Origin of the sequence: Corynebacterium sp. HMSC071B10, assembly GCF_001814825.1 — a bacterium.
Taxonomy (GTDB): domain Bacteria; phylum Actinomycetota; class Actinomycetes; order Mycobacteriales; family Mycobacteriaceae; genus Corynebacterium.
Map to the genome: position 1 here is coordinate 1 of NZ_KV818024.1, position 26706 is coordinate 26706.

Below are 26706 nucleotides of genomic sequence, written 5' to 3' on the forward strand. Positions count from 1 at the left end.
CCTACGAGCTCTGGGTTATGAGCCCAGCGAGCTACCGAGCTGCTCCACCCCGCGTCGGGTGATATTTTCTTTTCACCTGCTGCCGTATCGGCAACGTGAAGTAACTATACTTATCACCCCGCAAAAGGCCAAATCCCCTGGGCACCGCCCAGAATCACAGTTCTTACAAGACCCACATAACGCACAGTTCCCGATGCACACCTCGCCCACTCGTTCGAGAGATCACGACCCCATGTCCGGGGTGGGCGCTAGAATTACGCTTCCTTGCTCACCGCATAACCACAAGGAGGCGCCCTTGGCAGAATTACTGCGAGCCGCAGTGCACAGCGTGGAGATCCCTTCGCTCACCCGGCGAGAACACCGGATCCTGGGCACGATGTCACAATTGGCCGACGACCACGATGGCTCGCTTCTCAACGTCGACGGCACCGTCCGCCCCGGCCGAACCGGACTCATCACCCATTTCGGCCAGAGCAACGGGAAGGGCGGGTGGGTCCGGCACAACATCCTCATCACCCACATCCCACTGTTTGAAGAGGTGGGTTGGATCGAGGCGGTAACGGAGCCCGCGCTCGACGGCGCGTACCAGCTCAACCTCGCCCGGCTGGCCCGCCTACTCGACGTGACAGAGGAGCGCATGGCCGGGGCGGAAGACGACCCGCTCGCGCTCACCGAGGCCGACCAGTTGCTGCCTGGCGATTTCAGCCGCCCCGTGTTCGCGGGCCTATGGGATCAGGTCGACCGGATCCTGGTGCACAACCCGCAGGTCTAGCCAGGCATAACAAAGCGCCGGGGACGTTTTCCGTCCCCGGCGCTTCCTGCGTTCCGGCTAGCCTGCTAAACGCTACTCGGCGTTCTGGTACGCCTCCACCGCGCGGTCGAGCTGGTCGAGTGCGCGGCCGTACTCCTCGAAGGAGCCGTCGCGAGCGCCCTCAAGGTTGCGCAGCGCATCGTTGATGCCCTGCATGGCCTCGTCCTTGTTGCCCGGGGCCGGCTGGGTCTTCTCCTCGGCCTCTGCCTCCTGCGAAGTATCGGCGGGGGCTTCGGCGTCCTTGTTGTCGGACGCGCCCTCGTCGACAAGCTCGATGTCCTGCGCTGCCTTGGAGTCGATGCCCACCTGCTTGAGCGCCTGGGAGATCGTCGGCGCGTAGCCGACCTGGCCGCGGTAGAACACCAACACGCGCAGCAGCTTCGGGAAGGCCGAGGCCTGGTCCTTGCGCTGCGAGTAGATCGGCTCGACGTAGAGGATCTCGCCGCCACCCACCGGCAGGGTGAGCAGGTTGCCGTTCTTCAGGTCGTTCGAGCCCTCCCACAGCGTGCGGTCGCGCGCAACCTGGTCGGAGGACATCAGCGCGTCCTGCGCCTGCTTCGGGCCCTGCGTCTGCGTATTCGTCGGCAGGACGCGGACCGTGATCTTGCCGTAGTTCTCCGGGTCCGAGGACACCGACATGTGTGCGGACAGGAACTCGCGGTTCAGGCCGCGGTACGGGGTGATCAGCTGGAAGGAGGACTCGTTGGTCTCCGGGTCAGCGGCCACCACGTAGTACGGCGGCTGGTTGAGCTCCTTGCGGCCCTCTGCTGCGGTCGGGTCGTTCGGCACGGACCAGAAGGCGTCGTTGTTGAAGAACACGCCCGGGTCGTCCACGTGGTAGCGGGCCAAAAGCTCACGCTGGACCTTGAACAGGTCCTCCGGGTAGCGCAGGTGCTCGCGCAGGTCATCGCTGATCTCGCTGTGCGGGCGCACCGTGTCCGGGAACACACCCATCCATGCCTCGAGCACCGGGTCTTCCTCGTCGAACTGGTAGAGGTCAACCGTGCCGTCGTAGGCGTCAACGGTGGCCTTGACCGAGTTGCGGATATACCCAAGGTTGTTATTGACCAACCGCTGGGTGGTGCCATCCGGGTTGAGCGCATCCTGTGTGGTGTCCTGCAGGGAGGAACGCGTGGAGTACGGCAGCTGGGACAGCGTGGTGTAGCCGTCCACGATCCACTTCACGCGGCCATCAATGACTGCCGGGTAGGTCTTGGAGTCAGTGGTCAGCCACGGAGCGACCTTCTCCACGCGCTCGCGCGGGTCACGGTCGTACAAAAGCTTGGAGTCCGCGCCGACGCGGTCCGACAGGATCATGTTCAGCTCCTGGTACTTCACCGCGTACGCTGCGCGGTTGATCCAGTTGCCAATGTTGACTCCGCCCTTGCCGGTGTAGGTGTAGGTGGAGTTGTCCGTGTCGTACTCGACCGGGCCCTGGCCGTTATCGCCCACGATGGCGTAGTCCAGCCCGTCCTTAGCAGAGGAGATCACCGGACCGTAGTAGATGCGCGGCTCGTCCACACGGATGCCCAGCTCTTCCGCATCCTTCTTCTCCGCGGCCTTTGCGTTGGACTGCAGGTCCGAGACGGTGAAGATGGGCAGGCCGCCGCGGGTGGAGCCCGCGTCCTGCGCTGCCTCATCCACCGTGTTGGCCTGGGCGGCGACGAAACCGTTGCCGTGGGTGTAGACGGTGTGGCGGTTGATCCAGTCGAGCTGGTTCTCACGCAGGGCGTTCGGATCCATCTCACGGGCGGCGACGACAAAGTCGCGCATCTCGCCGTCGACCTCGTAACGGTCCATGGCCAACTGATCCGGGAACCCGTAGAAGTTGCGTAGCTGCTGGTTCTGCGTGAAGGTGGGCGACAAAATCTCCGGGTCCAGCAGGCGGATGTTGCTGATGGTGGCCCAGTCGTCTGCGACCTCGTTATTCGAGACCGTGTCCGCTCCCCAGTTTTCCTCGTAGGTGACCGTGTCTTCAGTCAACCCATACGCGAAGCGGGTGGACTCGATGTTGCGGGCGATGTACTCACGCTCCTTGGCCTGACGGTTCGGCTTGACCGAGAACTGCTCCAAAAGCGCCGGCCACACGTTACCGATCACCAGGGAGGACACCAGCATCAGCACGGTGGCCAGCACCGGGATGCGGAAGTCCTTATACACCACGGAGGCGAAGAACGCGGCGGCAACGATCAGCGCGATGACGGTGAGGATAATCTTGGCCGGCAGCATCGCGTTGATGGAGGTGTACGACGCACCGGTAAAGATGTCGTTTTCCCCGTAGAGCAGGAAGTAGCGATCCAGCCAGTACCCGACCGCCTTGATAAGCATCCACACACCGGCGGTCACCGCGAGCTGCACGCGAGCAGCCTTGGAGACGTAGCCAGTCTGCCCGACGGCCCTGTTACCAATGCGGATGCCGCCAAGCAGGTAGTGCGCTACCAGCGCGATCAAAAATGCAACGATGAGCAGCATGCTCAGCGTGCTGACCACCACGGACAGGCCCGGCAACGCAAAGGCGTAGAAGCCGAGGTCTCTACCGTACTGCGGGTCCGAGACCCCGAAGTCAGAGCCGTTGAACCACAGCAGGAAGGTACGCCACATCCGTTGGCCTGCAAGACCGGAGAAGACCGCGACGACCAGCGGCACCGCTACCAGCAGGGAGCGGATACCCTGCTGGATGGAAGCGCGGTACTGTGCGCTGGGCGAAAACAGGTCCGCCTCCGGCATCTCATCTGGTCTACCGCGCCACGCCAGCCATGCCGCGAGGTAAGCGATTCCCCCGCCGAGGAGTGCGAAAACGATAAATAGTACGACCCGGGCGATGATCACCCGGTTGAACACCCCGCGGAAGTCGAGCTCGCCGAACCACAGAAAATCGGTGTACAGACCGATCAGCATGGGCACGAGCGTGAAGATGACGCCGAGGACGATAATCGCCGTCAGCATCGTCTTGTTCGACTTTTTCGCGTTGGGTTGAGGCTGGTTGACGCGGGTAGCCAATCCTGCTCCTTCGAAATAGTCTTTGCGTGCGTATTAAGCTTCTAGCTTTAAGTAGCTTAATTTGTGTAACGAATAAACAGCCAGAAAGGTTCCCGTGCAGCAGAATTTCAGCTCGCAGCAAGCCCTGAATAAAGCCATGACCGAGGCTGTGGAGTTCGTCCACGCCGAGGGCTGGGACGCCCCGCCCTCACTCTTTGCGCTGGTGCCGACGCAGCTGCTTGTCGACGAGCTCACGCAGCTTGCCGACGACGCCGCGCACTCCCCCTTAACGCTGGTGGTTCAGGAGCTGCCCGAGCACATCCGCCCGGGCAGCGACGAGCTGGCCGATTACGTCTCCCGCGTCGCTTGGCCCGAGCAGGTCGAGGGCGTCGTCCTGGCCCAGGAGATCGTCTTCCGCGACACCTCCGCGGGCCCGGCCGCGGAACCCCGCCCCGCCCGCCTGTTTTCGGGCGTGCTGCGCGGTGAAGACATCGAGCAGACCCTGCTGCAGATGCGCCTGACCGAGGAGGAGCTGGAGGAGCGCGGCATGTTCGCCCAAGACGAGATCGAGCTGCGCGGCGGGCCGAACGTCGCGCCAAACGTGATCGCCGCGCTGCGCTACAGCCTGGACCGCGAGCCAGAGGAGCTGGGGTAACGGCTGGGAGTCGCCTTCACCCTTGACGTACTATCGGTAGACAACGCACGTGTAAACGTATCTAAGGAGCCAATTTCCGTGTCGCACCGTCGCATTCTCGCCCCCGCCCTGCTTGCCGCATCAGTGGCGCTCACCGCCTGTGGCGGAGGCGGTGAGGACACGCCTGAGTCCACCGAAACTCCCGCGCAGACCGAAAGCGCTTCGCCCACGACGAGTACGGAGGAGGCAGCGACGGAGTCTTCTGTGGAGGAGACAGTCACGGAGTCGAGCACGCGGGCGTCGACAAGCAAGCGCGACGACGACGCGGAAGATGAGACGGTCGCCGAAGTTGCCGAGACTTTCGCCTCGCTTGCGCCGGAGTCGCTGTTTGCACAGCTCGACACGTGTGCGGCGACGGGTGTGAGCGGCTCTTATGACTGCTCGGGTGCGGAGATCGGGCAGTTCCAATTCTTCGACTCGGAGGCGAAGGCAGCGTCGACGACGCAGCTGCTGACTGAGCTGCGCTCTTCGCGGATTGTGGAGGACGACGGCGAGCGCATCGTCGGCTGGTCCACCCTGGGCACTTCCGCGATTATCACCGTTGTGGACAACGAGCGCGGCCAGGTGCTGCAGCAGCTGGTGTCTACTGAGCAGGAAGATCCGCGCGAGCGCATCGGCAAGCTGGGGCTCGCCGAGGTGAGCGATGAGGGCGCGACGGAGACAACCCGGGAAACAACCACCACGAAGGCTTCCGAGACGACGTCGCGCCGCTAGCGGCTAGAGCTCGGTGCCGTCCTCGCTGCCGTCGTCCTTGCCGTCGCCGTCCTTGCGCTTGAGGTCAGGGTTGTTGCGCAGCTCCTCTTCGAGCTTGCTGAACTCGGCGTCGAAGTCGGTGTCGGTGGTGTCGTCCAGCAGGCCGTCGATAAACGCTGCGGGGTTGTCCAGGTGCTCCGCCGTGGGCAGGAAGTCGGGGTGGTTCCACACCTCGTCGCGGCGCTTCACGCCCACCGCGTTGTCCACGCGACGCCACAGCTCGGCAGCCTCGCGGACCTTCGGGGCACCCAGCTCGATGCCGACGATGTTGGCAAAGGCCTGCTCGGCCGAACCGCCGGTCGCGCGGCGGCGCGCCCACGCCTCCGCCAGCTGGGCTGCGGACGGGATGCGCTCCGCAAGTGCCGCGTCCACGACGACGTCGACCCAGCCCTCGACGAGCGCGAGCAGGGTCTCCAGGCGCGCGGTCGCCGCGGCGTTGCGGGAGCCGACGCGCGGCGAGAGGTCCATGTTCTGCAGGTTCTGCAGCGCCTCCTGAATCTGCTGCGGGTCGCCCGACTCCAGGTTCAGGCTGCGCGTCGCCTCGTCGATATTGGAGGTGTCGATCTCCAAGCCCGCGGCGTACTCCTCCACCGAGGCAACGATGCGTTCGACCAGCCACGGCACGTGCTTGAACAGACGCTGGCGGGCCGCCTCGCGCGCGGCGATGTAGACCATGACCTCCTGGCCCGGAACCTCCAGGCCCTTGGCGATCTTGGTGACGTTCTTCGGCAGCACCGACGCCACACCGCTGGGCGCGACCGGCAGACCGAAATCGGTGCCGGTGAGCGCCTGCTGGGCCAAATCCCCCAGCGCGTGGCCCAGCCGCATGCCGAAGTTCATGGAGTTCATCGAATTCATCATCCCGGCCAGCGGGCCCATCATCTCCCGGGCCTCGGCCGGCAGCTGGTCCATCTGCGCCCGGTTCATGTGCTCGGCGACCGGGTTGACCATGCGCTTCCACATCGGCATCGTCTCCACCAGCCAATCGTCCGCGTTCCAGGCCTGCGCCTTCGACTCGGCCGCGGGCAGCGTGGTCGTCTCGCTCAGCCAGTGATCCACCAGGCGCAGCGACTCTTCCACTGCCTTCTTGTCCCCCGCGGCAACTGCGGCCTTGTCGCCCACGCGCTGGCGGGCCATGCGCAGCGCCATGTCGAAGTTCACCGCCTCGTCTTGCGCTTCGGCCTGGTTAAAGGAGTTACCCATGCCGCTAAGCATTTGGCCAAACTGGTTCAGGATGTCCCCGAACCCACCGCCAGCCTGGCCGCCGCTAAAGCCAAACGCGGCGAAGGGGTTCGACGCGTCGTTCTCATCGCGCTTGCGCTTGCCTTCGTCGTCATCGTCGTTGGGAAAGGAGAATCCGAATCCGTTACTCATACACGCCACGATACATAGCGTGCAAGCGCTTGCGCGACTACTTTTGCGCCCAGCCAGGACGCTGTGAGCGAACACGGCTGCGCTATGCTGCCTGTGTGAAAAAATCGGCAGAGGTTGCACAAGCAGCTAACGACGTGCGCAGCAGGCGCTGGTCGACGGTGACGTGGGGCGCGATCCCCGTCGCCGCCCTCACCGTGTTGTTGTCCCTCGACCACATCCCAGGCACCGACATCACCCTGGCCGTGCCGTATGCCGCCGAGGGCCCGGGCCCGATGTTTAATGCGCTTGGCGACGTCGACGGCGAAGACGTCATCGACATCGAAGGCACCGAGACCGACCCGGTCGCGGGCAACCTGAACATGACAACGGTGTCGGTACGCACCAACATGACGCTCCTGCAGGCCATCGGCCGCTGGGCCACCACCGACGACACCATCGTCCCGATCAGCCAGATCCTCCCACCCAACCTGGACGAAAACGAGCTACGCGAGTACAACAAGGCCGAGTTCGCCGCCTCCGAGGGCAACGCCACCGTCGCCGCCATGCGTTACCTGGGTAAACCCACCCGCGTCATCGTGCACGACCTGCTGGAAGACTCACCGTCTGCGGACGCCCTTGCGCCAGGCGACGTGCTCACCGCCGTCGACGGCACCGAAGTGACCCAACCCAGCGAAGTCCAGGATGCCGTGCGCGCCCACGCCCCCGGCGACGAACTGACCGTGGAGATCTCACGCGGGGACCAGACCAAGGAAGTGCGCATCACCCTGGGCGAGAACCCGCACGAAAAGGGCGAGCCCATGATGGGCATTCTGATGACCTCGGAACCCGCAGGTGACGTGACGGTCAACTACAACCTCAACGACGTCGGCGGGCCGAGCGCGGGCATGATCTTTTCGCTCGCCGTGATCGACAAGCTCAGCCCCGGCCAGCTCAACCACGGCAAATTCGTCGCCGGCACCGGCACCATCGCCGAATCCGGCGAAGTCGGCCCCATCGGCGGGATCACCCACAAGCTCGCCGGTGCACGTGACGCGGGCGTGGAACTCTTCCTCGCCCCGGAGGGTAACTGCGACGCGGTGCGCACCGTCGATACCGGCGACATGACCGTCGCCAGCGTGAAGAACCTCGACGAGGCCGTCGCCGCCATGGACGACTACGCCGCCGGGCGGTCCGTGCACGCCTGCAGGTAAACGGCGCGGCGTGGGGCGAGCGGCCAAATGGAGCTAGCTCCATTTACAACCAGCCAGCCAACAAAACCCCAGGTCGCACTCCACCGCCAACTCCAAATGGAGCTAGCTCCATTTACAACCACCCCGGCAACAAATCCCCAGGTCACGTTCTGCCGCAAACCCCAAACGGCGCTAGCTCCATTTACGATCCGCCCGCCAACAAAACGCCAGGTCGCACTCCGCCGCCGACCCCAAATGGAGCTAGCTCCATTTACAACAGCTCCATTTACAACCAGCCCGCCAACCCCAAACGGCGCTAGCCAAAACGCTGGTAGGCCTCGAGGTAGCCCTTGGCCCGCTCGGCAAACGGGGCGCGGTCCGCCCACGCCCAGAACTCGGGACCATGACCGGGGATGAAGGTGTGCACGAGCTCGTGAATCACCGTGGCATCGAGCACGTAGTCGGGCACATCTTTGAGCCGCGAGCTGATCCGGATATCCCCCGTGGATGTGGTGCACGAGCCCCAGCGGGTGCGTTGGTTGTCCGACCAGCGTACGGAGCCGATGCGGGCTCTGCCCTCGAGCACCTCGCGGTTCAGTTTTTCTGCACGTGCGAGCAGATCGGCATCACTGGAAGCGCTCGAGCGGGTCTTGGCGGCCACCTTCGCCAGCATCTCCTCAACGGCTGCCTTCTCCTGCGCTTTGCTTAGCCTGGCCGGGATGCGAATTTCTACGACCCCGTCCACGATCCTGCTCTGGATGGTGCGGGTGCGCCGCGCCGAGCGGATGACCCGGTAGGTCTGCCCCGACTCGTGACGGATCGAATCACCCACACCCATCACCGGAACTCTTCGAGCGTGTCTAACACGCCCTGTCCGTACTGCTCGATCTTCGCCGGACCGACCCCGGAGATGCCGAGGAGCTCCTGGGTGTCGGTGGGCATGGCTTCGGCGATGGACATGAGCGTGGCGTCGGTAAACACGATGTAGGCGGGCTTGCCTGCGGCGCGCGCCTCGTCGCGACGCCACCGCTTCAGCGCGGCAAAGACTTCCTCGTCAAAGCCGGGCTCGCAGTCCTCGTGGCGACCCAGCGTCTTCTCCGCCGGGGTGGCCAGGAGGTTGCCGCACACGCGGCAGCGGCGGTTGCGCTTGACCCGCTCCGGGGTCTTCTCAACTTCCAGCTCCGGGGCGATGCCGTCGAGGAAGCGCGAACGCGAACGCGATTTGCGCCCGCCCTCCTGGCGCGCCAGTGCCCAGGACAGGTGGAGGTGCTCGCGGGCGCGGGTCACGCCGACGTAGAACAGCCGCCGCTCCTCTTCCACCTCCGCGTCGCCCGCCTTGATCGCGTGTGAGATCGGCAGCGTGTTTTCCACCAGGCCGACCAGAAACACCGCGTCCCACTCCAGGCCCTTCGCGGCGTGCAGGCTCGCCAGCGTGACGCCGTCGACAGCGGGCGGCTGCTTCGCCTCGGCGCGCCTGCGCAGCGAGCGCAGCACATCCGGCAGCGTGGATGCCTCCTGGCTGCGCACGATCTCCTCGATGAGGTCGACCAGCGCCGACAGCGTCTGCCACCGCTCACGGGCCTTCGCACCCTCCGGTTCGGTCGGGGTCAGTCCGATCGGCGCGAGCGCAGCGCGGGCCACGGCAACCGGGTCGTCGGGCAGGTCGGTGCGCCGGGCCGCGCCGACGAGCGCGCGGATGGCTTCCCGGATCTCGCCGCGCTGGAAGAAGCCTTCGCCGCCGCGGACTTGGTAGACGATCCCGGCGTCGGCAAGCGCCGCTTCGAACGCCGCGGACTGGGCGTTGATGCGGTAGAGGACGGCGATTTCGCGGGCGGGCACGCCGGCGTCGAGAAGCTGGCGGATCTTGATCGCCACCTCGCGCGCCTCGGTCGGCTCATCGTCGTAGGCGGTAAAAGTCGGCTGCGGGCCGTGCTCGCGCATGCCCTGCAGCTCCAGGCGTGTGCCCGCCACACGCCCCTGCGCCTTGCTGATGACGGTGTTGGCCAGGTCCGTGATCTCCGGGGTAGAGCGGTAGTCGCGCTGCAGCTTGACGACGGTCGCGTGCTCATACGTCCGCGAGAAATTCAGCAAGTAGTTCGGCGTCGCCCCCGTAAACGAATAGATGGTCTGGTTGGCATCGCCCACCACCGTCAGGTCGTCGCGCTGTCCCAGCCAGCCCTCCAGCACGCGCTGCTGCAGCGGGGTGACGTCCTGGTACTCGTCCACCACGAAGGACTGGTACTGCGCCCGAAACTCCTCGGCCACCGCCGGGGCGTTCTCCAGCGCTCCGGCGACGTGCAGCAACAGGTCGTCGAAATCCAAAAGCATGCCGTCCGGGGAGGTCTTCGCGTCCTCGTAGAGCTTATAGACCTGCGCGACCTTCGCCGGGTCCGTCGGCGGGGTGCGCTTGGTGCCCGCGATGCGCTCGACGTAGTCGTCCGGGCCGATCACGCTGGACTTCGCCCACTCGATCTCGCTGAGCAGGTCGCGCACCATGTCCTTGCCCGAATCCAGCCCGGCCGCGCGGGCGGCGCGCCCCACCAGGGGGAACTTGTTGTCCAGCAGCTTCCAGGGCAGATCGCCCGCGATCTGCGGCCAGAAGTACTGCAGCTGCCGACGCGCCGCCGCGTGGAACGTCCGCGCCTGCACCCCGCCCACGCCCATCGTGCGCAAACGGTCAGCCATCTCTCCCGCAGCGCGCTGGGTAAAGGTCACGGCGAGCACCTTCGTCGGTGCCACCATGCCCTGGTCGACCAGGTTGGCAATGCGGTACGTAATGGTGCGGGTCTTGCCCGTGCCGGCACCCGCGAGGATGCACACCGGTCCCCGCGGCGCGGTCGCGGCGACGCGCTGGTCCTCGTCCAACAAACTCAAGTCCACGGCCATGTGCGTGTCCATCCCTTCCTACAACTCGCCTGCGGCCCAGCGGCCAATGAGCTGGCGCGCGATACTGCCCTCCGGGGCAAGTGACAGCTGCCCCAAGTCGGCGCGCGTGGCCCAGATGATCCGGCTCAACTCCCCATCGGTCTCCCCCACCGCGTCCTCGTCTTCGGTCCTGGCGAAGAAGCCCAGCATCAGTGAACCGGACAGCGGCCACGGCTGCGACCCAACATACGCCACATCTGCAATCCTGCGCCCGGTTTCCTCCAACACCTCGCGCGCAAAGGCGTCCTCGGCGCGCTCGCCCACATCCATGTAGCCGGCGATGCAGGTGAAGTAGCCGGGCCGGCGGCGGTTCTCCCCCAACAGGATGCGCTTGGAATCGGCGTGCTCCACCACCCCAATCACGCAAGGATCGATCCGCGGGAAGACAGGCCTGTCAGAGGCACCCCGCGCAAACGCGCCCGAGGCGTCCCAGGCAAGCCGGGAGCCGCCGGCCGGATCGAAGCCGCCGCGCTCGTGCGCGACGAGAAGCCCGACAGCGCGCGCGATGAGCGGGTCATCGAACCACTCGCGTGCGCTGGCCGCCCGCGTCGCGAGCTCCTGCGTCGCAAGCTCCTCGGCGGTCACATCGGATACCCGCACCGCGGTCACTTCCGGGCTCACCCGCGCCCTGGTTACCACCTGCACGCCGGGTGGAAGCTCCGGCAGCAGCAGCGGTTGGCCCTGGGAGTTGAGGGGGAAGTGCAACGCGGCGTCGAAAAGCAGGTACAACGGCACGCTACTCCGACGGCTTCTGCGCTTCGGGCGACTCCTGCGGCTGCGTCATGCGCACGTACAGGAGGCGATCGCCCGGCTCGACGGTCTCCGCCTCCGGCACATCGATGCGGTACAGCTCACCCGAGCGCACCACGCCCAGCACGATGTCGGCCAGGTGGCGCGGGTTGGAGCCAACCTCATCGTCGGCGATCGGACGCTCGGCCACGGCGAAGCCTTCATCGGGGCTGAGCAGGTCCTCCATCATCTCCACCACGGGCGGAGTGACCGTGGCAAGGCCGAGCAGGCGACCGGTCGTTTCGGCGGACACCACCACCGAGTCCGCGCCCGATTGCATCAGCAGGTGCTGGTTCTCGCTCTCGCGGGCACTCGCCACGATCATCGCGCGCGGCGCCATCTCGCGCACCGACAGGGTGACCAGGACGGCCGTATCGTCCGAGCTCGGAGCCACTACGACGGAACGCGCGCGCGTAATGCCGGCCACTCGCAGCACGCTCGACTTCGTGCCGTCGCCGTGGACGGTGACCAGGCCGCGCTTCTCCGCGTGACCCAAGGCAACCGGATCCGAGTCAATGACGACGATGCTGCTCGGAGCGGTATCGCCCGCGAGCAGGGCGTCGACAGCGGAACGGCCCTTCGTGCCGTAGCCGACCACAATGGTGTGATTGCGCACAGTTCTCCTCCACTGCTGAATCTGAAGTGTCTTGCGGGAATCCTCCGTCAGCACGGACAGGGTCGTGCCGACCAAGAGCATCAGGAACGCCACACGAGCCGGGGTGATCACGAAGATATTGACCAGGCGCGCGCCCTGGGTCACCGGGGTGATGTCGCCGTAGCCCGTGGTAGACAGCGACACCGCTGAGTAGTACAGCGCGTCGATAAAGGTCAGCGGCTCGGTGTAGCCATCCGTGTCCAGGTACACGATCAGCGCCACGATGACCATGAGCATCGTGGCATAGGCGAAGCGCCGGGCAATGAGCGCCCACGGGGTGGTGCGTTCCTCTGTAGGGATGGTGATGACATCAAGGAGCGTATGCACCGGAACGTCCGAGCGGTCCACGTCGTCGCGGACGCGGTCCCGCCAGGCAAAGGGGTAACGCCGCCTCATCGCCTACTGCTCCCTTCTACTCATGAGTGACTTAACCCCGAAACACTAGCACTGCCAGCGTCCAACAGCTCTGCGAGCCGGTCCGCGTCCGGCAGCTCCGACGGGGAGTAGTCCTCGCCCGTGCGCACGTAGAAGAACACGGCGCGCACCGGTTTGCCGTCGCCCGCTATTCGACGCCACGCCTCCGCATACACCGCCAGCTGCAGCTTCGCCGCCTCCATCTGCGCGGGCGCGGGCTTCGCCCCGGTCTTCCAGTCCACCACGACCCAGCCGCCATCTGCGTCGCGGAATACGGCGTCCATCCGGCCGCGCACAACCGACTCGCCCAGTGCGAGCTCGAAGGGGTGCTCCACGTGGACGGGGCTGCGCCGCGCCCAGTGGCTCTGCTCGAAGGAGCGTTTTAGGCGCTTGAGTGTTGCTGCGTCCACCTCGGCCTCGTCTCCGCCGGGCAGTTCGTCCTCGGTAAGCAGGGGTTGTTGGCCGTAAAATTCCTCCAGCCACTCGTGGAAGGCAGTGCCGCGCTTGGCGTAGGTGTTCGGTTTAAAGGGCACCGGGCGGCGCGCCCGGCGCGCGAACTGCTCCGGATCGGCCTTGAGCGCGACAACGTCCGAGGCGGTGAGCTCAGCGGGCATGACCACGGCGGTGGCGGGGGCTGAGGCGCGCTCGTGCTCCTCGATCAGCGCGGTGACGTCGCGCTCCCACAGCTCAAAGAGTTCGCCCTCGGTGAGCGCGGGCAGCTTATCGCGTGCTTTGTCGACGCGGGCTGCGGCAGCGAGTGTGTCCGGCTCGGGGTCGAAGTGGGGCCAGGTGCCGGTGGGCACTGTGTCTTCGGTGTCTTCAGTGTCTTCAGTGTCTTCGGCCGGTTTGGGGGCCTCTGTCTCCGCGGCTTCTTCCCCGCTCGCCCACGCCACCGGCTCATCCACAAGCGTGCGCATGGTGGCGAAGTGCTCGTAGGGTTCCGCCTCGCGCGCAACCTCCGGTTTGGTCCGCGAGCCGGTGATGAGCAGCTTGCGCTCGGCGCGAGTGACGGCGACGTAAAAGAGGCGGGCGGATTCCTCCGCCAGCTCGGCGCGCACCTGCTTCAGCCAGGCGGCACCGGCCTTTTCAAACTGGGTCCGGTTTTCCACCTCGGCGAAGTCCGCCAGGTACTCCGGGTCGCCGAAGGAGGCGTCCGGGAGGTTGCGCACCCAGGTGAGGAAGGTCTCCGCCTTGGCCGCGTAGGTGGCGTTGTCGGCGTGCAGGACGGCGACGGTGTCCCACTCCAGCCCTTTCGCCTTGTGCGCGGTCAGGATCTGCACCCGATCGGTGCGGGAGGCCACGACACCTGGCGCCAGGCCGTCCTCGTGTTCGCGGGCGAGGACGAAGTAGTCGAGCAGGCCCTCCAGGCTGGTTCCCGGATAGGCCGCGACCGCGCTGAGGAGGCGCTCGAGGTGGACGGTGCCTGCCGCAGAGCTGCGGGCGAGTACCTCGGTGCGGATGCCGAAGACGTCAATGATGTCGGTAAACAAGTCCACGAGCCGCTTGCCCAGGCTCTGGGTGCGCAAATACCGCAGCTTCGCGGCGAGTTCGCGCAGCCGGCGCAGCCCCTCCTCGCTGTAGCGCTCCGGCTCGCCGAGGTCCGCGACGGCGTCGGCAAGTCCCGCGGGCGCTTCCGCCCCAGCGTGAAGGGCTGCGGCACGGGCTTGCAGTGCTTCGAGCTGCGCCGCAAGGCGTGCGGCCGCGTCCTCGCCTGCCGTCTCCTCTTCCTGTGTACTACCGCGCAGGTTGTTGGCGCGCGCGGCGAGCGCGGCGAGATCGGCAAGCCCGAGGCCGACAGCGGGACCGGCGAGGATGCGCAAGCTGGCTGCGGAGTCTGCGGGGCGGACCAGCATGGTGGCCACGGCGAGCGCATCGGCGACTTCCGGGACGTCGAGAAGCCCGCCGACGCCGACGATTTCGTAAGGCACGCCGCGGGCGGCGAGCTGCTCCGCGATCTCGGCGGAGTGCCGGTTCTTGCGCACCAGCACCGCGGCGGAAAAGGACGCGCCCTGCTCCTGGGACTCCCGGTACTGTGCGGCGAGGTTGTCGGCCACGAACGCGAGCTCATCCTCGTTCGTCGGGAAAAACCCGAGGGCCACTTCCCCGCTGTCCGCACCAGGCCGGGCCGCAAGCGGGGCGACCGCGCGCTGTTCGCTGGTGCCCAACACCGCGTCGGACACGCTGTTGGCCAAAGCCAGGATCTCCGGCGGGTTGCGCCACGAGGTGGTCAGCTGCTTCTTCGGCGCGGGCGAACCGTCGACGGGAAAATCCTCGACAAAGGCAGCGAGGTTCTCCGCGGTGGCACCGCGCCACCCGTAGATCGCCTGCATGGGATCCCCTACCGCTGTAACGGTCAGCTCGGGGTCCGCGCCCCGGCCGAACAGGCTGCGCAGCAGGACGCGCTGGGCGTGTGAGGTGTCCTGGTACTCGTCCAACATCACCACCCGGAAGCGCTGCCGCTGGGCGCGCCCGACACGCTCGTGGTCGCGCGCCAGTGCCGCGGCGGTGGACATCTGCTCGTTGAAGGTCACTATCCCGCGCCGCCGCAGCTCCTCGTTCAGCTCGCGGGCCAGCGGAAGATAGGCACGGCGCTCTTCCTGCGTGCTGCGCCACTTCTGCAGCTTCTGGGTGAACTCGGTGCGCGCACGCGGTGCCATCGGCAGCGACTCGGTCTCCGCCAGAAACGCCGCAGCCTGCTCGTCCACCTCCTCGGGCGTGGCCAGCTCGTTGCCCATCGAGGTCACAAGCGCGAGGACCTCCCCAACCACGGTGCCCACTGCTGGGTTCTTCCCGCCGCTGGCAATCACCGGCCCGGCGTAGTCCGTGACCACCTCGGTGGCGATCGCGTGCAGTTCCGCGTCCGTGATCAGCCGTGAGTCCGGCTCGACCGGGACCAGCAGGCCGTATTCACGCACGAGGTCGCCGGCATAGGAGTCGTAGGTGGACACGGTCGGGGCGATGACCTGCAGCGCGGCCGCGAGCTCGCCGGAGGGGTCCAGCCGGCGAACCAGGTCGCGGTTGGCGGCCAGGGTGGCCAGCCGGTCGCGGATGCGCTTGCCCAACTCTTGCGCCGCCTTGCGGGTAAAAGTTAGCCCCAGGATCTCGTCGGGCCGCGCGTAGCCGTTGGCCACCAGCCACACCACGCGCGCGGCCATGGTCTCCGTCTTTCCCGCTCCGGCACCGGCCACTACGAGCAGCGGACCGGGCTCAGCCCCGATAACCGCGGCCTGCTGCTCGGTGGGCGGGAACTTCTGCCCGAGGTAGCGCGACAAAAGTGTCGGCGACATCGGGGAATTGTTCGCGCTAGGCACGGTAGATCACCTGTCCTTCCGGTTGGATGGGGCACAGCGCGCGCACCGCGCAGTGTTCGCAGTGCGGCCCTGCGGTCGCAAGCAGCTCAGGTCCCGCCGTTTGCTTTGGCAGCGGGGCCAGAAGCTCGGCAAGGTCTGCGAGCTCCTCCGGCGTTTTCGATGCCTGCTCGCGGGTGGCCAGCGTGGATTTATTCGCGTTGGGGTAGACCAGCACCGCCCCGCCGACGCGCAGCGGTGCATCCCCCTCCCGCGCGGTCACGACCGCCGCGCCGTCGAAGGTGCCCCCGGCTAACGCGAGCTGGTAGGCGGCCAGCTGCATGTTGTCCGCAGTCGCGGCCTTCGTGGGCGGGGTGGCACCGGTCTTCAGGTCGATGATGTGCACCGGGCCCTCCGTTTCACCGGTGACCTCCTGCTCCAGACGGTCGAGCCGCCCAGCGATCCGCACCCCGCTTTCCAGCTCCACGCGCACGGGCACCTCCGCGCCCAGCAGCGCAAAGGTACCGCGCGTCGACGCCACCCAGGCACCCAGCCGCTCGAGCAGGGCGGCGAAATCGTCGACGTCGCGCGCGGTTTTCCACGCCGGGCCGCGCTCCGCCTCGCGCCTGGCCGCCACCGTCGCCTCGCGAGCTTCCGCCTCGTCCAGACCCGCTCCAAGCGCCTCCAGGTACGCGTGCGCCATCGATCCGTAGATCATCGCCAGGTTCTCTTCCAGCCCCACCATGCGCCCGAGCGTCTCGCGCATCGGGCACGCCAAAAGCCCCTCGATGCGCGAGGGCGACAGGGTTGTCGCGTGGTGCAGGGCCTCGCTTGTCGACGCCCCCGTGGTTCCCCACCACTGCTCCGGTGCCGCCCCCGCCACACCTGCTTGAGCTAGCCGCGCCAGCTGCCGCGCTGCCTGGGCACGGGTGGCCTCGTCCGAATCTTCCGCCACCAGCGCCCGGCGCAACTCGGCTATCACCTCGTCGCGCGCCAGGAGGCGGACGCGATCGTGTTCAGCGGCGTTCCCGCTGCCCTGGGGCACCTCCGGCGGAGCCACCACGGGGGTCGGCTCGATACCGAAGTCCTCGCAGTACTCCTCGATAAACCGCGAAGGCACAATCAACTCGTCGCCTTCCTGGTCATCCACCGTGGTGACCAGTACAGCGTCGCGCGCGCGGGTCACCGCCACCCAGAACAGGCGGCGTTCCTCGGACAGCCGCTCCGCAGTGTGCGAGACCGGCACGTCGGGGTCCACCCCGTTATCCACCAGATCCACCAGGTCCTCCTGGCGGAACAGGGAGCCGGTCTCGCCGAGGCTCGGCCACGAGTTCTCCTGCACGCCAGCGACGACGACGCGCGCGAACTCCTGGCCCGCCACGCCGTGCGCCGTGAGCAGCGCCACCGCATCCGGCGTCGCCGCCCGGCGGTCGCGCACACCGGTGGGCAGCTCCTGAGAGGTGATCTCCGCGATGAAGCTCTCCACGCCGGCGGCTGCGCGGCGCTCGGTGAAGTCCCCGGCAGCGTCGAAAAGCGCCATCACGGCATCCAAGTCGCGGTCCGCCTGGGAGCCGCTAGCACCGCCGCGCAGCGCGACCGCGAGCAGGTGGTCGGACAGGCCGGTGGCGTGCCAGATCGCCCACAGCACGTCCTCCACGCTGCCGCCTTCGCGCTCGGCCCGCCGGCCCGCGTCCAGCACCGCGCGGACGCGCTCGAGCAGGCTGCGCTCGCGGTCCGTGAGCACGCTGCCAAAGTCGGGCAGCTCCTGCGGGCTCACCAGCAGCGCGTGCAGCGTCTCCTCGGCGCGCGTGTCCGGTGCCCACCGCCGCAGCCCGCGCAGCAGGCGACGCAGCGTGACCGGGTCGGTGCCGCCGACCGGGCCGAGCAACAGGTCGCGCCACTGCGCGGGGGTGAGCTCTTCGTGCAGCGCGCGCATGCCGAGCAGCAGCGCCGCCACGATGCGCTGCTCGCTGAGGACCACGTCGGTGGGGTTGAGCATCACCGGCACCCCGGCTTGCAAAAGGCTGCGGCGCACCGGCTCGATCAGTGAGGTCGAGCGCACCACCACCGCCATCTCCCGGTAGTCCACGTCCTCCTCCAGGTGCGCGCGGCGCAGTGCGTCGGCCACCGCTGCCAGCTGGGTGGCTCCGTCCTGGGCAATCGCCACGCTGCGGCGCGGCTGCCTGCGGGACTCGCCCAAATCGATGACCTCGTGGTCTAACCCGCCGAGGTCGCGGAAGAAGCGCGGCGAGGCACCACGGAAGTGGTAGATCGACTGTGCCTCGTCACCGCCGACGACCCCCAGCTCGGCATGAGCGAGCAGGCGGCGGATGAACTCGGCCGGGGCTGGTGCGAGGTGCTGCGCATCGTCGACAATCACGGTGTGCCACAGCGCCGGCAATTCGTCGCGCAAGACTTCGGCGACAAGCTCCGAGGCCGAGAAGCGCTTGCCTCCGGCCAGCGCCATCACCTGCTGGTACTCGTGCAGAAACTCGGCGGCCGCACGCCAGATCTCCACGTCGTGGCGCTCGCCGAGGGCGGCGAGCTGATCCGCGTCCAGGCCGCGCTCCACGGCGCGCAGCAACACGTCACGTAGCTGGCGGGCAAAGCCGACCATGCCCATCGCCGGGCGCAGCTCCTCCGGCCAGCTCCCGCGGCCGTCTTCCACCTGGCCGCGCAGCAGCTCGCGGATCACCGCGTCCTGCTCCGCGCCGGAGATCAACCGGATCTCCTGGTCATAGCGCTGGCGCAGGACGGCAAAGGCCAAAGAATGCACCGAGCGCACCAGCGGCGCGCTGCTGACAAAGCCGCTCTCGGCCAGCCGGTCGGAGATCTCCGCGCGCATCCGCGCCGCCGCCTCCTTGGATGAGGCGAGCACGACAATCCCGCTTGCGTCCTGGCCCTGCTGGGCGGCCCGCAGCGCGGCAGCCACCGCCGTGTCCACCAGGAAGCTCGTCACCCCAGCACCGGCCTCGCCGACGACCTTCCACCGCCCGGTCTCGGGCAGCGCCGTCGGCCACGAGCGCGCGGTGGTCTCGCGCGTGCGTGGGACCAAGTAGGCCCGCGGGGTGTGCGGTATCTGTGGTGCGTTCATGGCCGCTAGTGTGCCAGGCTAGGCCGACATGATGAGCTCGCGCACCCGCGAAATATCAGAACGCACGTTCGAGATGGTGGCCTCACCAGTGATTTCGCGGTACCTCAGCGCGCGCTCAGCCAGCTCCAGCAGATGCGGAACGTGCGCCCACCGCCCGATCACGCCCTCGTCCACCGCGCGTACAAGCAGCCCGTCAACCATGACCTGCGCGGCCGTGTACCCGCGCGGGCGCGGCTCCACCGAGGGCACCAGGGTGCTCAGCACCGGGGCGTCCTTGCCCGCAAATAGGCAGCACGCCAAAAAATCCATGTGCGCAGTCACCAGCCCGCTGGCCGGTACGTCGCCGTCGAAGTCCCGCCAGGCGGCGCGCTCAGCGTCGGCCCACATGCCCGTGCGCGAGGCTGGAGAGGGCGGGGTGAAGGGGGTCAACGCCTCGTCGAGAAGCAAAGCCCCGGCCATCGCCTCATCGACGCGGGCCGCGGGTGCCCCGGAGGCGAACTCATTGGCGCAGTAGCCGCCCACCACCAGGCGGCCGTCGGTGGCGCGCACCGGGCGCGCGACGTGCAGGCCGGGGATGGCATCCGCCAGCTTCTCCCGGGTCTTGCCGGACCACGCGGCGGTCGGCGACGCGGGCGCGATCACGACATTGCCAAACTTGCGGCCGAAGTCCCACGGCGCGCCCAGCGGACTGCCCGAGCCCTCCAGCTGGAATGCGGCAACAACGTGCTCAGGAATCATGCGCACACCCCCTTTACTTCGCTGCCGGGCGCGGGTACGGCCACGGGTTGGTTCGGCAGCGCTTGTTGTCGTCCGGGTACACCTCTTCCGGGTCAAAAGAATGCAGCTGGGAGTTATCCAAGCTCAGCGTCTGCTGCATCATCACCGGCGCGAGCGCCCCCTCCTCGCGGCAGGCCTCGTGCGAGGCAAAACCGAGCGCGTGGCCCACCTCATGGTTGATCATGTACTGGCGGTAGCGGCCTATATCACCCTCGAAAGGCACAGCGCCGCGTACCCAGCGGGCCTCGTTCAACAGCACGGTGTCCTCGCCGGTAATGGTGGTGCGGCAACTGGTCTCCATGTCCAGGTTCACCCCACACAGCTCCTTGGTCGTGGCCTGGGAGGTCAAACGGATCTTCACGTCCGGATCCTGGTCGGCCGCCACGTGCTCAAAGCCGAAGCGGGGGTCGTTCGTCCAGCTCCGGGGGTCCGCCAGCGTGGCGTCCACCATCGCCGCGAACGCGCCGTCGCCGCCGTAAGTGGTGGTGTCCACCCCGTTTTCAATCTCCACGACGTAGCGCACCTTCAGCTCCTTGCCCTCGCCCACGTTCAGGCCGGGTGCCCCCACCGTGCGGTAGGTGCCGTCGCCCGCCGGGGTAAACGGACCGCCGGGCGGCAGCTCCTCCACCCTGTGTTCGCCCTCCGGCAGCTCGGCGGGCTCGCGATGCGCGCCGCCGTCGCCCGCCTCCTCGGTCCCCGCGGCCGCGGCGGTCTGCTCATCCGCGCCACCGACAGGCGCGACCACGGAAGAGCCGGGGTGCTGGAACATATTGACCAGCACAAGCACAGTCAGGACAGTCAGCACCGGGATGGCGTACGCGCGCCACCCGTACTCGCGGGCAAAGCGCACGAGACGGCCCTCGCCGTCATCGTCGCCCTCCCAGTCGCCGAAGAAATCCTCCGCGCCATCCTCATCCCAGTCCGCTTTCGCATCCGTGGGCGCAGATGCCGCGGCACGTCTGTGCCTACTGCTCATAACCTCACAATCTATCGCATGAAGCCGACGCTGCGTGCGGTGGTCGAGCCCTGCTCCACGTAAGCAATCCGGTCGGTGCGGATGAGGTAGGTCCGCTCCTTGTCATCGACCACCTTGACAGTGGCCTGGCCCGCGTCAATCGCCTGCTCGATGGTAGAGATGAAGTCTTCCTGCCCCTCCGGCAGCTTGATCACAAGCTCGCGCGGGGTATCGGCCAAACCAATCTTGATGTCCATGGGTGACGCTCACGTTCCTTTGAAATGTGTGTAATTACTCTTCATTCACGCCCGTCTCCGAGCAGTGGCCCCATTGTAACGGCCCCGGGCTAAGATGAGCGTGTGCCTAGATCAGCTGAGAGTGAACACGACAAAGCGCCCACCTTCGCGGCACTGGGCGTGGCCGCAGAACTGCTCGATGCACTCGCCGAGCAGGGCATCACGGACACGTTTTCCATCCAGGAGCTCGCGGTACCGCTCGCCTTAGACGGCCGAGATTTGATCGGCCAGGCCCGCACGGGCATGGGCAAGACCTACGCTTTCGGCATCCCGCTTTTGGACCGGGTTTTCGACGATGCCCGCATCGCGGAACTCGACGGCACGCCGCGCGCCCTCGTCGTCGTTCCCACTCGAGAGCTGGCCGTCCAGGTCGGCGAGGACCTTGACCGCGCCGCGAAGTACACGCCGGTTCGCTGCACCACCATCTACGGTGGCACCCCCTACGAGGACCAGCTGCGCGAACTCAAGCAGGGCGTGGACGTGGTCATCGGCACCCCGGGTCGGCTGATCGACCTGTACAACCGCGGCGATCTCGACCTAGGCCATGTGGCCATCCTCGTGCTGGACGAGGCCGACGAGATGCTGGACATGGGCTTTTTGCCCGACATCCAGAAGCTGTGGTCGGCGGTACCCAAAGAGGTACAGACCATGCTCTTTTCCGCCACCATGCCCGCGCCCATCCTCACGTTGGCGCGCTCCATGATGCGCACGCCGGTACACATGCGCGCGGAATCCGAGGACGCCTCTGCCACTCACGCCAGCACCAAACAGGTGGTCTTCCAGTCGCACCGCATGGACAAGCCCGAGGTGCTCGCACGCGTGCTCCAGGCCAACGGGCGCGGCCGCACCATCATCTTCGCGCGCACGAAGCGTACCGCCGCCCAGGTGGCGGAAGACCTGGCGCGCCGCGGCTTCCTCGTCGGCACCGTGCACGGCGACTTGCGCCAGGAGACGCGCCAGAAGTCGCTGGACGCATTCCGCACCGGCGAGGTGGAGATCCTCGTGGCAACCGACGTGGCGGCACGCGGCATCGACGTCGACGACGTCACCCACGTGGTGAACTACCAGACTCCGGACGACCCCATGACCTATGTGCACCGTATCGGCCGCACGGGCCGCGCCGGACACTCGGGCACGGCGATCACCCTCATCGGTTTTGATGAGATGTACAAGTGGGAGCAAATTAACGACGAGCTCGAACTCGGGCAGCCCACTCCCCCGGCCTGGTTTTCTACCTCCCCGGAGCTTTTCGAGGCACTCGATATTCCGGACTCGGCTACCGCCACCGTTGGGCGGCCGCGTAAAGTGCTCGGGAGCCGGCCGGCGAAACAGCGCACGGCCAAAAGCCCCAAGAGACCACAGCAGGGAAGGAAACGGCGTTGAACGCTCCGCTGCGACGCACCAAGGGTGACCTGATCGCCACTGCGGTAATCACCGCACTGACTGTCGGCCTACTCGGCACCGCGTTTCTCACCGCGCCGATCCGCTCTTCCGAGCTGGTCTCGGCGGCCGAGGAGCACGAGAACTACGGCCAGCTGGCCATCGTGCCCGAGGAGCTGCACGAGTCCTTCCGCCTGCCCGATACCTCCCCGGACGCCGCCCCGCTCGTGGTCGCCGGCATGCTGATCACCTACAACGAGGGCACGATCACCGCGACCACTCCGGAGGGCAACACCGCCTGGACGTATCACCGCGAAGAAGAGCTGTGCGGCCTCAGCGGCGCGTGGGACAAGGTGGTGGCCAACTACCGCGGCAACGCAGGCTGCGGCGACGTGGTTGCCATCAACGCCCTTTCCGGCGAGTACGCCTCGACGCGCTCCGCCCCGGGACCTGAGCAGATCACGCCCGTGGCCTCGAACGACCACGTCGGCCAGGTGAACCGCGACCGCGTGGAGCTGTGGCGCTCGGACATGGTGCGCACCGTCGAGTACGGCACGATCGAGGCCCCGCAGGAGCCGAACCAGCAGCCCAACGAGTGCCCGATCACCTCGGCGCTGACCCGCACCGAGCTGCTCGCGGTGACCGAGGAATGCAGCGGCGGCACCTTCCTGCGCTTCCAGGAGACCACGCCGGAGGACTCTCGCGAGCCGGAGATGCACGGCTCGGTACAGCTTCACGACGGCGCATACCTCGTCGGCATCTCCCAGGACGCCGCAGCGATCTACGACCCGACCACCTCCGAGGTCCGCTCCTACCAGATGGACGGCAAGGAGATCACCGCCTCGACCATCCCAGACCTGGGCGAGCCGAGCTCGCTTGACGACGGCACGCGGATCCTCGCGACCAAAGACCTCCCCCACCACATGAGCTACTTCCAGAACGACTACCTGGTGCTCATGGACCCGGCGAAGCTCGGCGTCACGGGCGTGTTCCAGGGTGCCCTCGGCACCGGGTTCTCCGCGGGCGACCGCCTCCTCTACGCCTCGTCGAAAGGTGTCGCGGTGGTGAACTGGGACAAGAACTCGGTGGAGAAGATCATCCCGGTTGACCGCGGCGACTACTCCGGCCCCATCTCCATTAGCTCGGCCGGCCCGACCATCGTGGAAAAGCGCGGCGATGAGGTCGTCGTCCTCGCGATCGAGGAGTAAGCCCTAGCGCTGGGCCTTGCGGAGCTCGTAGCGCGCCTCGTTGTAGCGCGCCGACTCCGGGTTAAAGACGGTGTAGAGCACGAGCGCCGTGGACAGCAGCGTGGCGATTCCCAACAGGATCGCGCCGCCGGAAAACATGTAGAAGGCCACACCGGTCAGGATCGCCTCGATCAACACGATCGCGCCCGTACTCCGCGGCTTACCGCGCAACGTGGACACGGCGACAAAGGCGATGAAGCCAAAGATGATTAGCAGGAAGATCGCCGTACCCAGCGAGACGAAGTGGACCGCCGCCGAATCCGATTCAAGCGTGCTGTCGCTCGCCCCCGTCAGTTGGTTATAGATGAGGCTCGCCGCGTAGACGAAGATGGCCAGGCACTGCACCAGCACGATGACGGCACCGAAGCGCATCAGCGGCGGCACGCTTCCGCTGAGGCGCTCCGCCGTATCTAGATCCATTGCGGGTTTGGAGGTCTGCTTACTCGAGTCTTTGTTGGTCACATTGCGTTAGTCTATCCGTCACTTTGGTAAATGCATGCGCAGTGCCGCTTGTCGACGCCCAACCATCTCCCCGAGGAACATCACAGGTATCCGATTTGACCTTCTCCGGCGCGTATGCGTGCGCAGAATTCCCCGTTATCCCAGTTCAGAGACATGTCGGACGGTGCGAAAAATCCTGGGGAATCCCAATATGAACTGCCCGCGCAACAAAAATTCGTATGATTCCTATCACATTTTCGCGTTTACCCCTAGCCAACATTGCAATTTCATGCCATGATTCTCAGGTAGCAAAAACAACGGGCTGGTAACACAGCCCTTAACCCGAAGACACCACAGGGTTAACGCCAGGGAAACCGGCAGCCGGAACTCACCAGAGCACACCGCCCGGATCCTGGAATCAAACTTCGTTTGCAACTCGCCCCTTTCCCCGAGGGCGATGAAGTGGTGTGCGCAACAACTGTTCAACGCTTATATAAAGGAGTATTTCACCATGGATTGGCGCCACGAAGCAATTTGCCGCGACGAGGACCCGGAGCTCTTCTTCCCGGTCGGCAACTCCGGCCCCGCTCTCTCCCAGATCGCCCAGGCCAAGCTGGTCTGCAACCGCTGCCCCGTCACCTCCCAGTGCCTGAAGTGGGCACTGGAGACCGGCCAGGACGCCGGCGTTTGGGGCGGCCTCTCCGAGGAAGAGCGCCGCGCAATCAAGCGCCGCAACAAGGCGCTCGCCCGCAACCGCGCACGCCTGTCGGCCTAAGCCCCGCCACCGTACGCGCACAGAATTTCCCTGTAGGCGTGTGTGAGCGATAAAGTAGAATACCTGTACTTTTAATCGCCCAATTCGAAGGAGGCCCCCATGAGCAAGCGTGGTCGTAAGCGCAAGGACCGTCGCAAGAAGAGTGCAAACCGCGGCAAGCGTCCTAACTCTTAAGAACAGCGCAACCGCCCCCTCCCCGGCACGTTCCGGGAAGGGGGCGGTTGTTTTTGTGCGCTCACGGATGCGGGGTGTCGGGTTTCTTTCCAAATGGAGCTAGCTCCATTTAGGACACCAGGCCACACGCGACCAGGCGTTTTCCATCCACCACAGACCCAAATGGAGCTAGCTCCATTTAAGGCACCCGGCCCCGGCCCACCAAAAAGCAACCCGCCCGGTTCACTGCGAACCGGGCGGGTTGCCGTCTTCCGAAGGGTCTCTCTCCCAGGGCGCTAGCCCAGCATCCCCGAGCCGACGACGCCTGCGATGCCGCCGATGATGGCCAGGATGGCGATGATCGGGATGACGATCGCTGCGATGTTCGGGCTCTCAGCCTTGGCGTTGCCCTGGCTGTCAGCTGCAGGCTTCTGCTCTGCGGGCTCCTGCTTGTCCTGCGCGGCAGGCTTTGCGGGCTGCTCGACCTTGGTGGTCAGAGTCTGCGAAGTCTCGCGCTGCTTCTCCGGGCGCGGTGCCTGTGCCGCACCGGTGTTGGTGGCCCCAGCCATCGCGTCGGAGGGAGCTGCCTTGGCGTTGGTCTCGACGTCGACTGCGAAGCGGTCCTCAAAGGCGGTTGCACCCTTGCCGTTGGTGACCTTCACGTCAACCGGCATGACTGCTGCGTTGCCCGGGACGACCGGCACCTTCACGGTGACCTCGTTGTCGGCCTGGCCGAAGGCACCGCCCAGGACGACCGCGTCGTGGAACGCGCCGTTCGGGGTGACGACCTGGATGTCGTAGCGGTCAAGGTCCGCGCCAGGGTTCTTCACCCGCAGGGTGACTTCGCCCTTCTTGCCGGCCTGCAGCTTCTTCGCATCGAGTGCGACCTCAGCGGTCCCGTTCTGTGCTTCCGCTGCGGCGAACTGCTTGGCGCGTGCTTCCACTGCCTGCAGCGCCTTGGCGTCGACAGCCTTGCCGTCAACACCAGCGGCGCCAACCGGACGACCGATGTGGCCGGTGTTGATGATCAGGTTGTCCCAGTCAGCGGGCACCCGGTAGTCGCCGGTGTAGCAGTTCACACCGGGGCGGTTGCACTCCTGCGGCAGCGGGCCGCCGGAGACTGCCTCTTCATCCGAGTAGTCGAAGTGGCTGAACTGGTACAGGTAGTTCATCACCGAGTAGTAGTTCGGCAGGTAGTCCGACTTGGGAACCTCGTTGGCAAACTTGGTCGAACCGTTGTGATCCAGGCCGAGGGTGTGGCCCAGCTCGTGCATGATCGTGTTGCGGAGCTGCTCGTCGGTGGTCATCCGCTCGTGGTTGGCAACGTAGAAGGCGTTGTCGCCCACCAGGGAGAGGCCGACCGAGTAGTTGCCCGGGCCCATCGAGTCACCGATCATGCCGCTGCGGAAGACCGCGGAGCGGTTGCCGAGGAGCTCGTCGATGTTGTCCATGAGCTTCAGGCCAGGCATGACGCCCTGGAAGTAGTAGCGCTTGAACTCGCCGTACTCGCCGCCGTGGCGCTCTGCGTAGTTCGGGATGTTGCTGTAGCTCTCGCCTGCGTCGATGTGCAGGTTCACGCCGTGCTCGTCGAACTTGTCCACCAGCTGCTGCAGGACGTCAGCGCTCGGGCGGTAGCTCTTGGTGTTCGCCTCTGCGCAGGCGCGCTGCTGCGGGTTGTCAAAGCAACCGCGCGACTCAAACTCCGAGGGCATCCAGTTCATCTGCAGGAAGATGTCGG

Annotated in this window: 21 protein-coding genes; 8 read left to right on the forward strand and 13 right to left on the reverse strand. The window is 66.4% G+C overall.

The window, feature by feature from the left end; all coding sequences use genetic code 11:
• Positions 1 to 295 precede the first annotated feature (295 nt).
• A complete protein-coding gene (locus HMPREF2990_RS10400) occupies positions 296 to 772 on the forward strand; it encodes a hypothetical protein (protein WP_141757883.1) in 477 nt (158 codons plus the stop codon).
• Between the two features lie 72 nt (positions 773 to 844).
• Here HMPREF2990_RS10400 and HMPREF2990_RS10405 read toward each other — a convergent pair whose 3' ends face one another.
• The gene (locus HMPREF2990_RS10405; protein WP_070764669.1) at positions 845 to 3757 is read right to left on the reverse strand and encodes a UPF0182 family protein; all 2913 of its coding nucleotides are present in this window, start codon (positions 3755 to 3757) and stop codon (positions 845 to 847) included.
• A gap of 148 nt (positions 3758 to 3905) precedes the next feature.
• Here HMPREF2990_RS10405 and HMPREF2990_RS10410 point away from each other — a divergent pair, with 148 nt between their 5' ends.
• Positions 3906 to 4445 carry a PPA1309 family protein gene (locus HMPREF2990_RS10410; RefSeq protein WP_371576039.1) on the forward strand — a complete coding sequence of 180 codons (540 nt, stop codon included), beginning with the start codon at positions 3906 to 3908 and terminating at the stop codon, positions 4443 to 4445.
• A 78-nt stretch (positions 4446 to 4523) separates the two neighbouring features.
• Positions 4524 to 5198 carry a hypothetical protein gene (locus tag HMPREF2990_RS10415; RefSeq protein ID WP_070764564.1) on the forward strand — a complete coding sequence of 225 codons (675 nt, stop codon included), beginning with the start codon at positions 4524 to 4526 and terminating at the stop codon, positions 5196 to 5198.
• A 3-nt stretch (positions 5199 to 5201) separates the two neighbouring features.
• Here HMPREF2990_RS10415 and HMPREF2990_RS10420 read toward each other — a convergent pair whose 3' ends face one another.
• On the reverse strand, positions 5202 to 6611 hold the full coding sequence (locus HMPREF2990_RS10420) for a zinc-dependent metalloprotease (RefSeq protein ID WP_070764565.1): 1410 nt from the start codon (positions 6609 to 6611) through the stop codon (positions 5202 to 5204).
• A gap of 95 nt (positions 6612 to 6706) precedes the next feature.
• Between HMPREF2990_RS10420 and HMPREF2990_RS10425 the strand changes: the two genes are divergently transcribed.
• Positions 6707 to 7801 (forward strand): YlbL family protein, encoded by a 1095-nt coding sequence (locus HMPREF2990_RS10425; protein WP_070764566.1) that lies wholly within the window; start codon positions 6707 to 6709, stop codon positions 7799 to 7801.
• 295 nt (positions 7802 to 8096) lie between these two features.
• Here the strand turns inward: HMPREF2990_RS10425 and HMPREF2990_RS10430 are convergent, their stop codons facing one another.
• Genes HMPREF2990_RS10430 through HMPREF2990_RS10470 form a run of 9 tightly spaced genes read right to left on the reverse strand, consistent with a single transcriptional unit; the run spans position 8097 to position 20933 of the window.
• Positions 8097 to 8612: a M48 metallopeptidase family protein gene (locus tag HMPREF2990_RS10430; protein ID WP_246817529.1), complete on the reverse strand. Its 516-nt coding sequence runs from the start codon at positions 8610 to 8612 to the stop codon at positions 8097 to 8099.
• Between the two features lie 5 nt (positions 8613 to 8617).
• Positions 8618 to 10678 carry an ATP-dependent DNA helicase UvrD2 gene (locus HMPREF2990_RS10435; protein ID WP_305764511.1) on the reverse strand — a complete coding sequence of 687 codons (2061 nt, stop codon included), beginning with the start codon at positions 10676 to 10678 and terminating at the stop codon, positions 8618 to 8620.
• A 6-nt stretch (positions 10679 to 10684) separates the two neighbouring features.
• The gene (locus HMPREF2990_RS10440) at positions 10685 to 11440 is read right to left on the reverse strand and encodes an NAD(+) diphosphatase (protein ID WP_083317148.1); all 756 of its coding nucleotides are present in this window, start codon (positions 11438 to 11440) and stop codon (positions 10685 to 10687) included.
• A 1-nt stretch (position 11441) separates the two neighbouring features.
• A complete protein-coding gene (locus HMPREF2990_RS10445; RefSeq protein ID WP_070764568.1) occupies positions 11442 to 12545 on the reverse strand; it encodes a potassium channel family protein in 1104 nt (367 codons plus the stop codon).
• A gap of 20 nt (positions 12546 to 12565) precedes the next feature.
• Entirely contained in the window at positions 12566 to 15850 is a 3285-nt protein-coding gene (locus HMPREF2990_RS10450) for an ATP-dependent helicase (protein ID WP_070764569.1), read from the reverse strand.
• A 16-nt stretch (positions 15851 to 15866) separates the two neighbouring features.
• On the reverse strand, positions 15867 to 18944 hold the full coding sequence (locus HMPREF2990_RS10455) for an ATP-dependent DNA helicase (protein WP_070764570.1): 3078 nt from the start codon (positions 18942 to 18944) through the stop codon (positions 15867 to 15869).
• Between the two features lie 18 nt (positions 18945 to 18962).
• The gene (locus tag HMPREF2990_RS10460) at positions 18963 to 19682 is read right to left on the reverse strand and encodes a hypothetical protein (RefSeq protein WP_083317149.1); all 720 of its coding nucleotides are present in this window, start codon (positions 19680 to 19682) and stop codon (positions 18963 to 18965) included.
• A gap of 13 nt (positions 19683 to 19695) precedes the next feature.
• Complete coding sequence (locus HMPREF2990_RS10465; RefSeq protein ID WP_083317150.1) at positions 19696 to 20697, reverse strand: DUF3152 domain-containing protein; 1002 nt, start codon at positions 20695 to 20697, stop codon at positions 19696 to 19698.
• Positions 20698 to 20708: 11 nt separating this feature from the next.
• Positions 20709 to 20933, reverse strand: a complete 225-nt coding sequence (locus HMPREF2990_RS10470) for a DUF3107 domain-containing protein (RefSeq protein ID WP_038588881.1) — start codon at positions 20931 to 20933, stop codon at positions 20709 to 20711.
• 102 nt (positions 20934 to 21035) lie between these two features.
• Between HMPREF2990_RS10470 and HMPREF2990_RS10475 the strand changes: the two genes are divergently transcribed.
• Together HMPREF2990_RS10475 and HMPREF2990_RS10480 are read left to right on the forward strand one after the other, a co-directional pair.
• Entirely contained in the window at positions 21036 to 22355 is a 1320-nt protein-coding gene (locus HMPREF2990_RS10475) for a DEAD/DEAH box helicase (RefSeq protein ID WP_070764572.1), read from the forward strand.
• On the forward strand, positions 22352 to 23560 hold the full coding sequence (locus tag HMPREF2990_RS10480; protein WP_070764573.1) for an Rv3212 family protein: 1209 nt from the start codon (positions 22352 to 22354) through the stop codon (positions 23558 to 23560). The genes HMPREF2990_RS10475 and HMPREF2990_RS10480 overlap by 4 nt, the downstream gene beginning before the upstream one ends.
• A 3-nt stretch (positions 23561 to 23563) precedes the next feature.
• Here the strand turns inward: HMPREF2990_RS10480 and HMPREF2990_RS10485 are convergent, their stop codons facing one another.
• Entirely contained in the window at positions 23564 to 24061 is a 498-nt protein-coding gene (locus HMPREF2990_RS10485) for a hypothetical protein (protein ID WP_246817531.1), read from the reverse strand.
• 490 nt (positions 24062 to 24551) lie between these two features.
• Between HMPREF2990_RS10485 and HMPREF2990_RS10490 the strand changes: the two genes are divergently transcribed.
• Positions 24552 to 24815 (forward strand): WhiB family transcriptional regulator, encoded by a 264-nt coding sequence (locus tag HMPREF2990_RS10490; RefSeq protein ID WP_038588872.1) that lies wholly within the window; start codon positions 24552 to 24554, stop codon positions 24813 to 24815.
• Positions 24816 to 24914: 99 nt separating this feature from the next.
• Positions 24915 to 24989, forward strand: coding sequence for a 50S ribosomal protein bL37 (locus HMPREF2990_RS13355; RefSeq protein WP_095066802.1), 75 nt, complete (start codon positions 24915 to 24917; stop codon positions 24987 to 24989).
• Between the two features lie 275 nt (positions 24990 to 25264).
• On the opposite strand, the gene HMPREF2990_RS10495 is transcribed toward HMPREF2990_RS13355, so the two are convergent.
• A partial coding sequence (locus HMPREF2990_RS10495; protein WP_210399981.1) for a zinc-dependent metalloprotease occupies positions 25265 to 26706 on the reverse strand: 1442 nt, incomplete at its 5' end.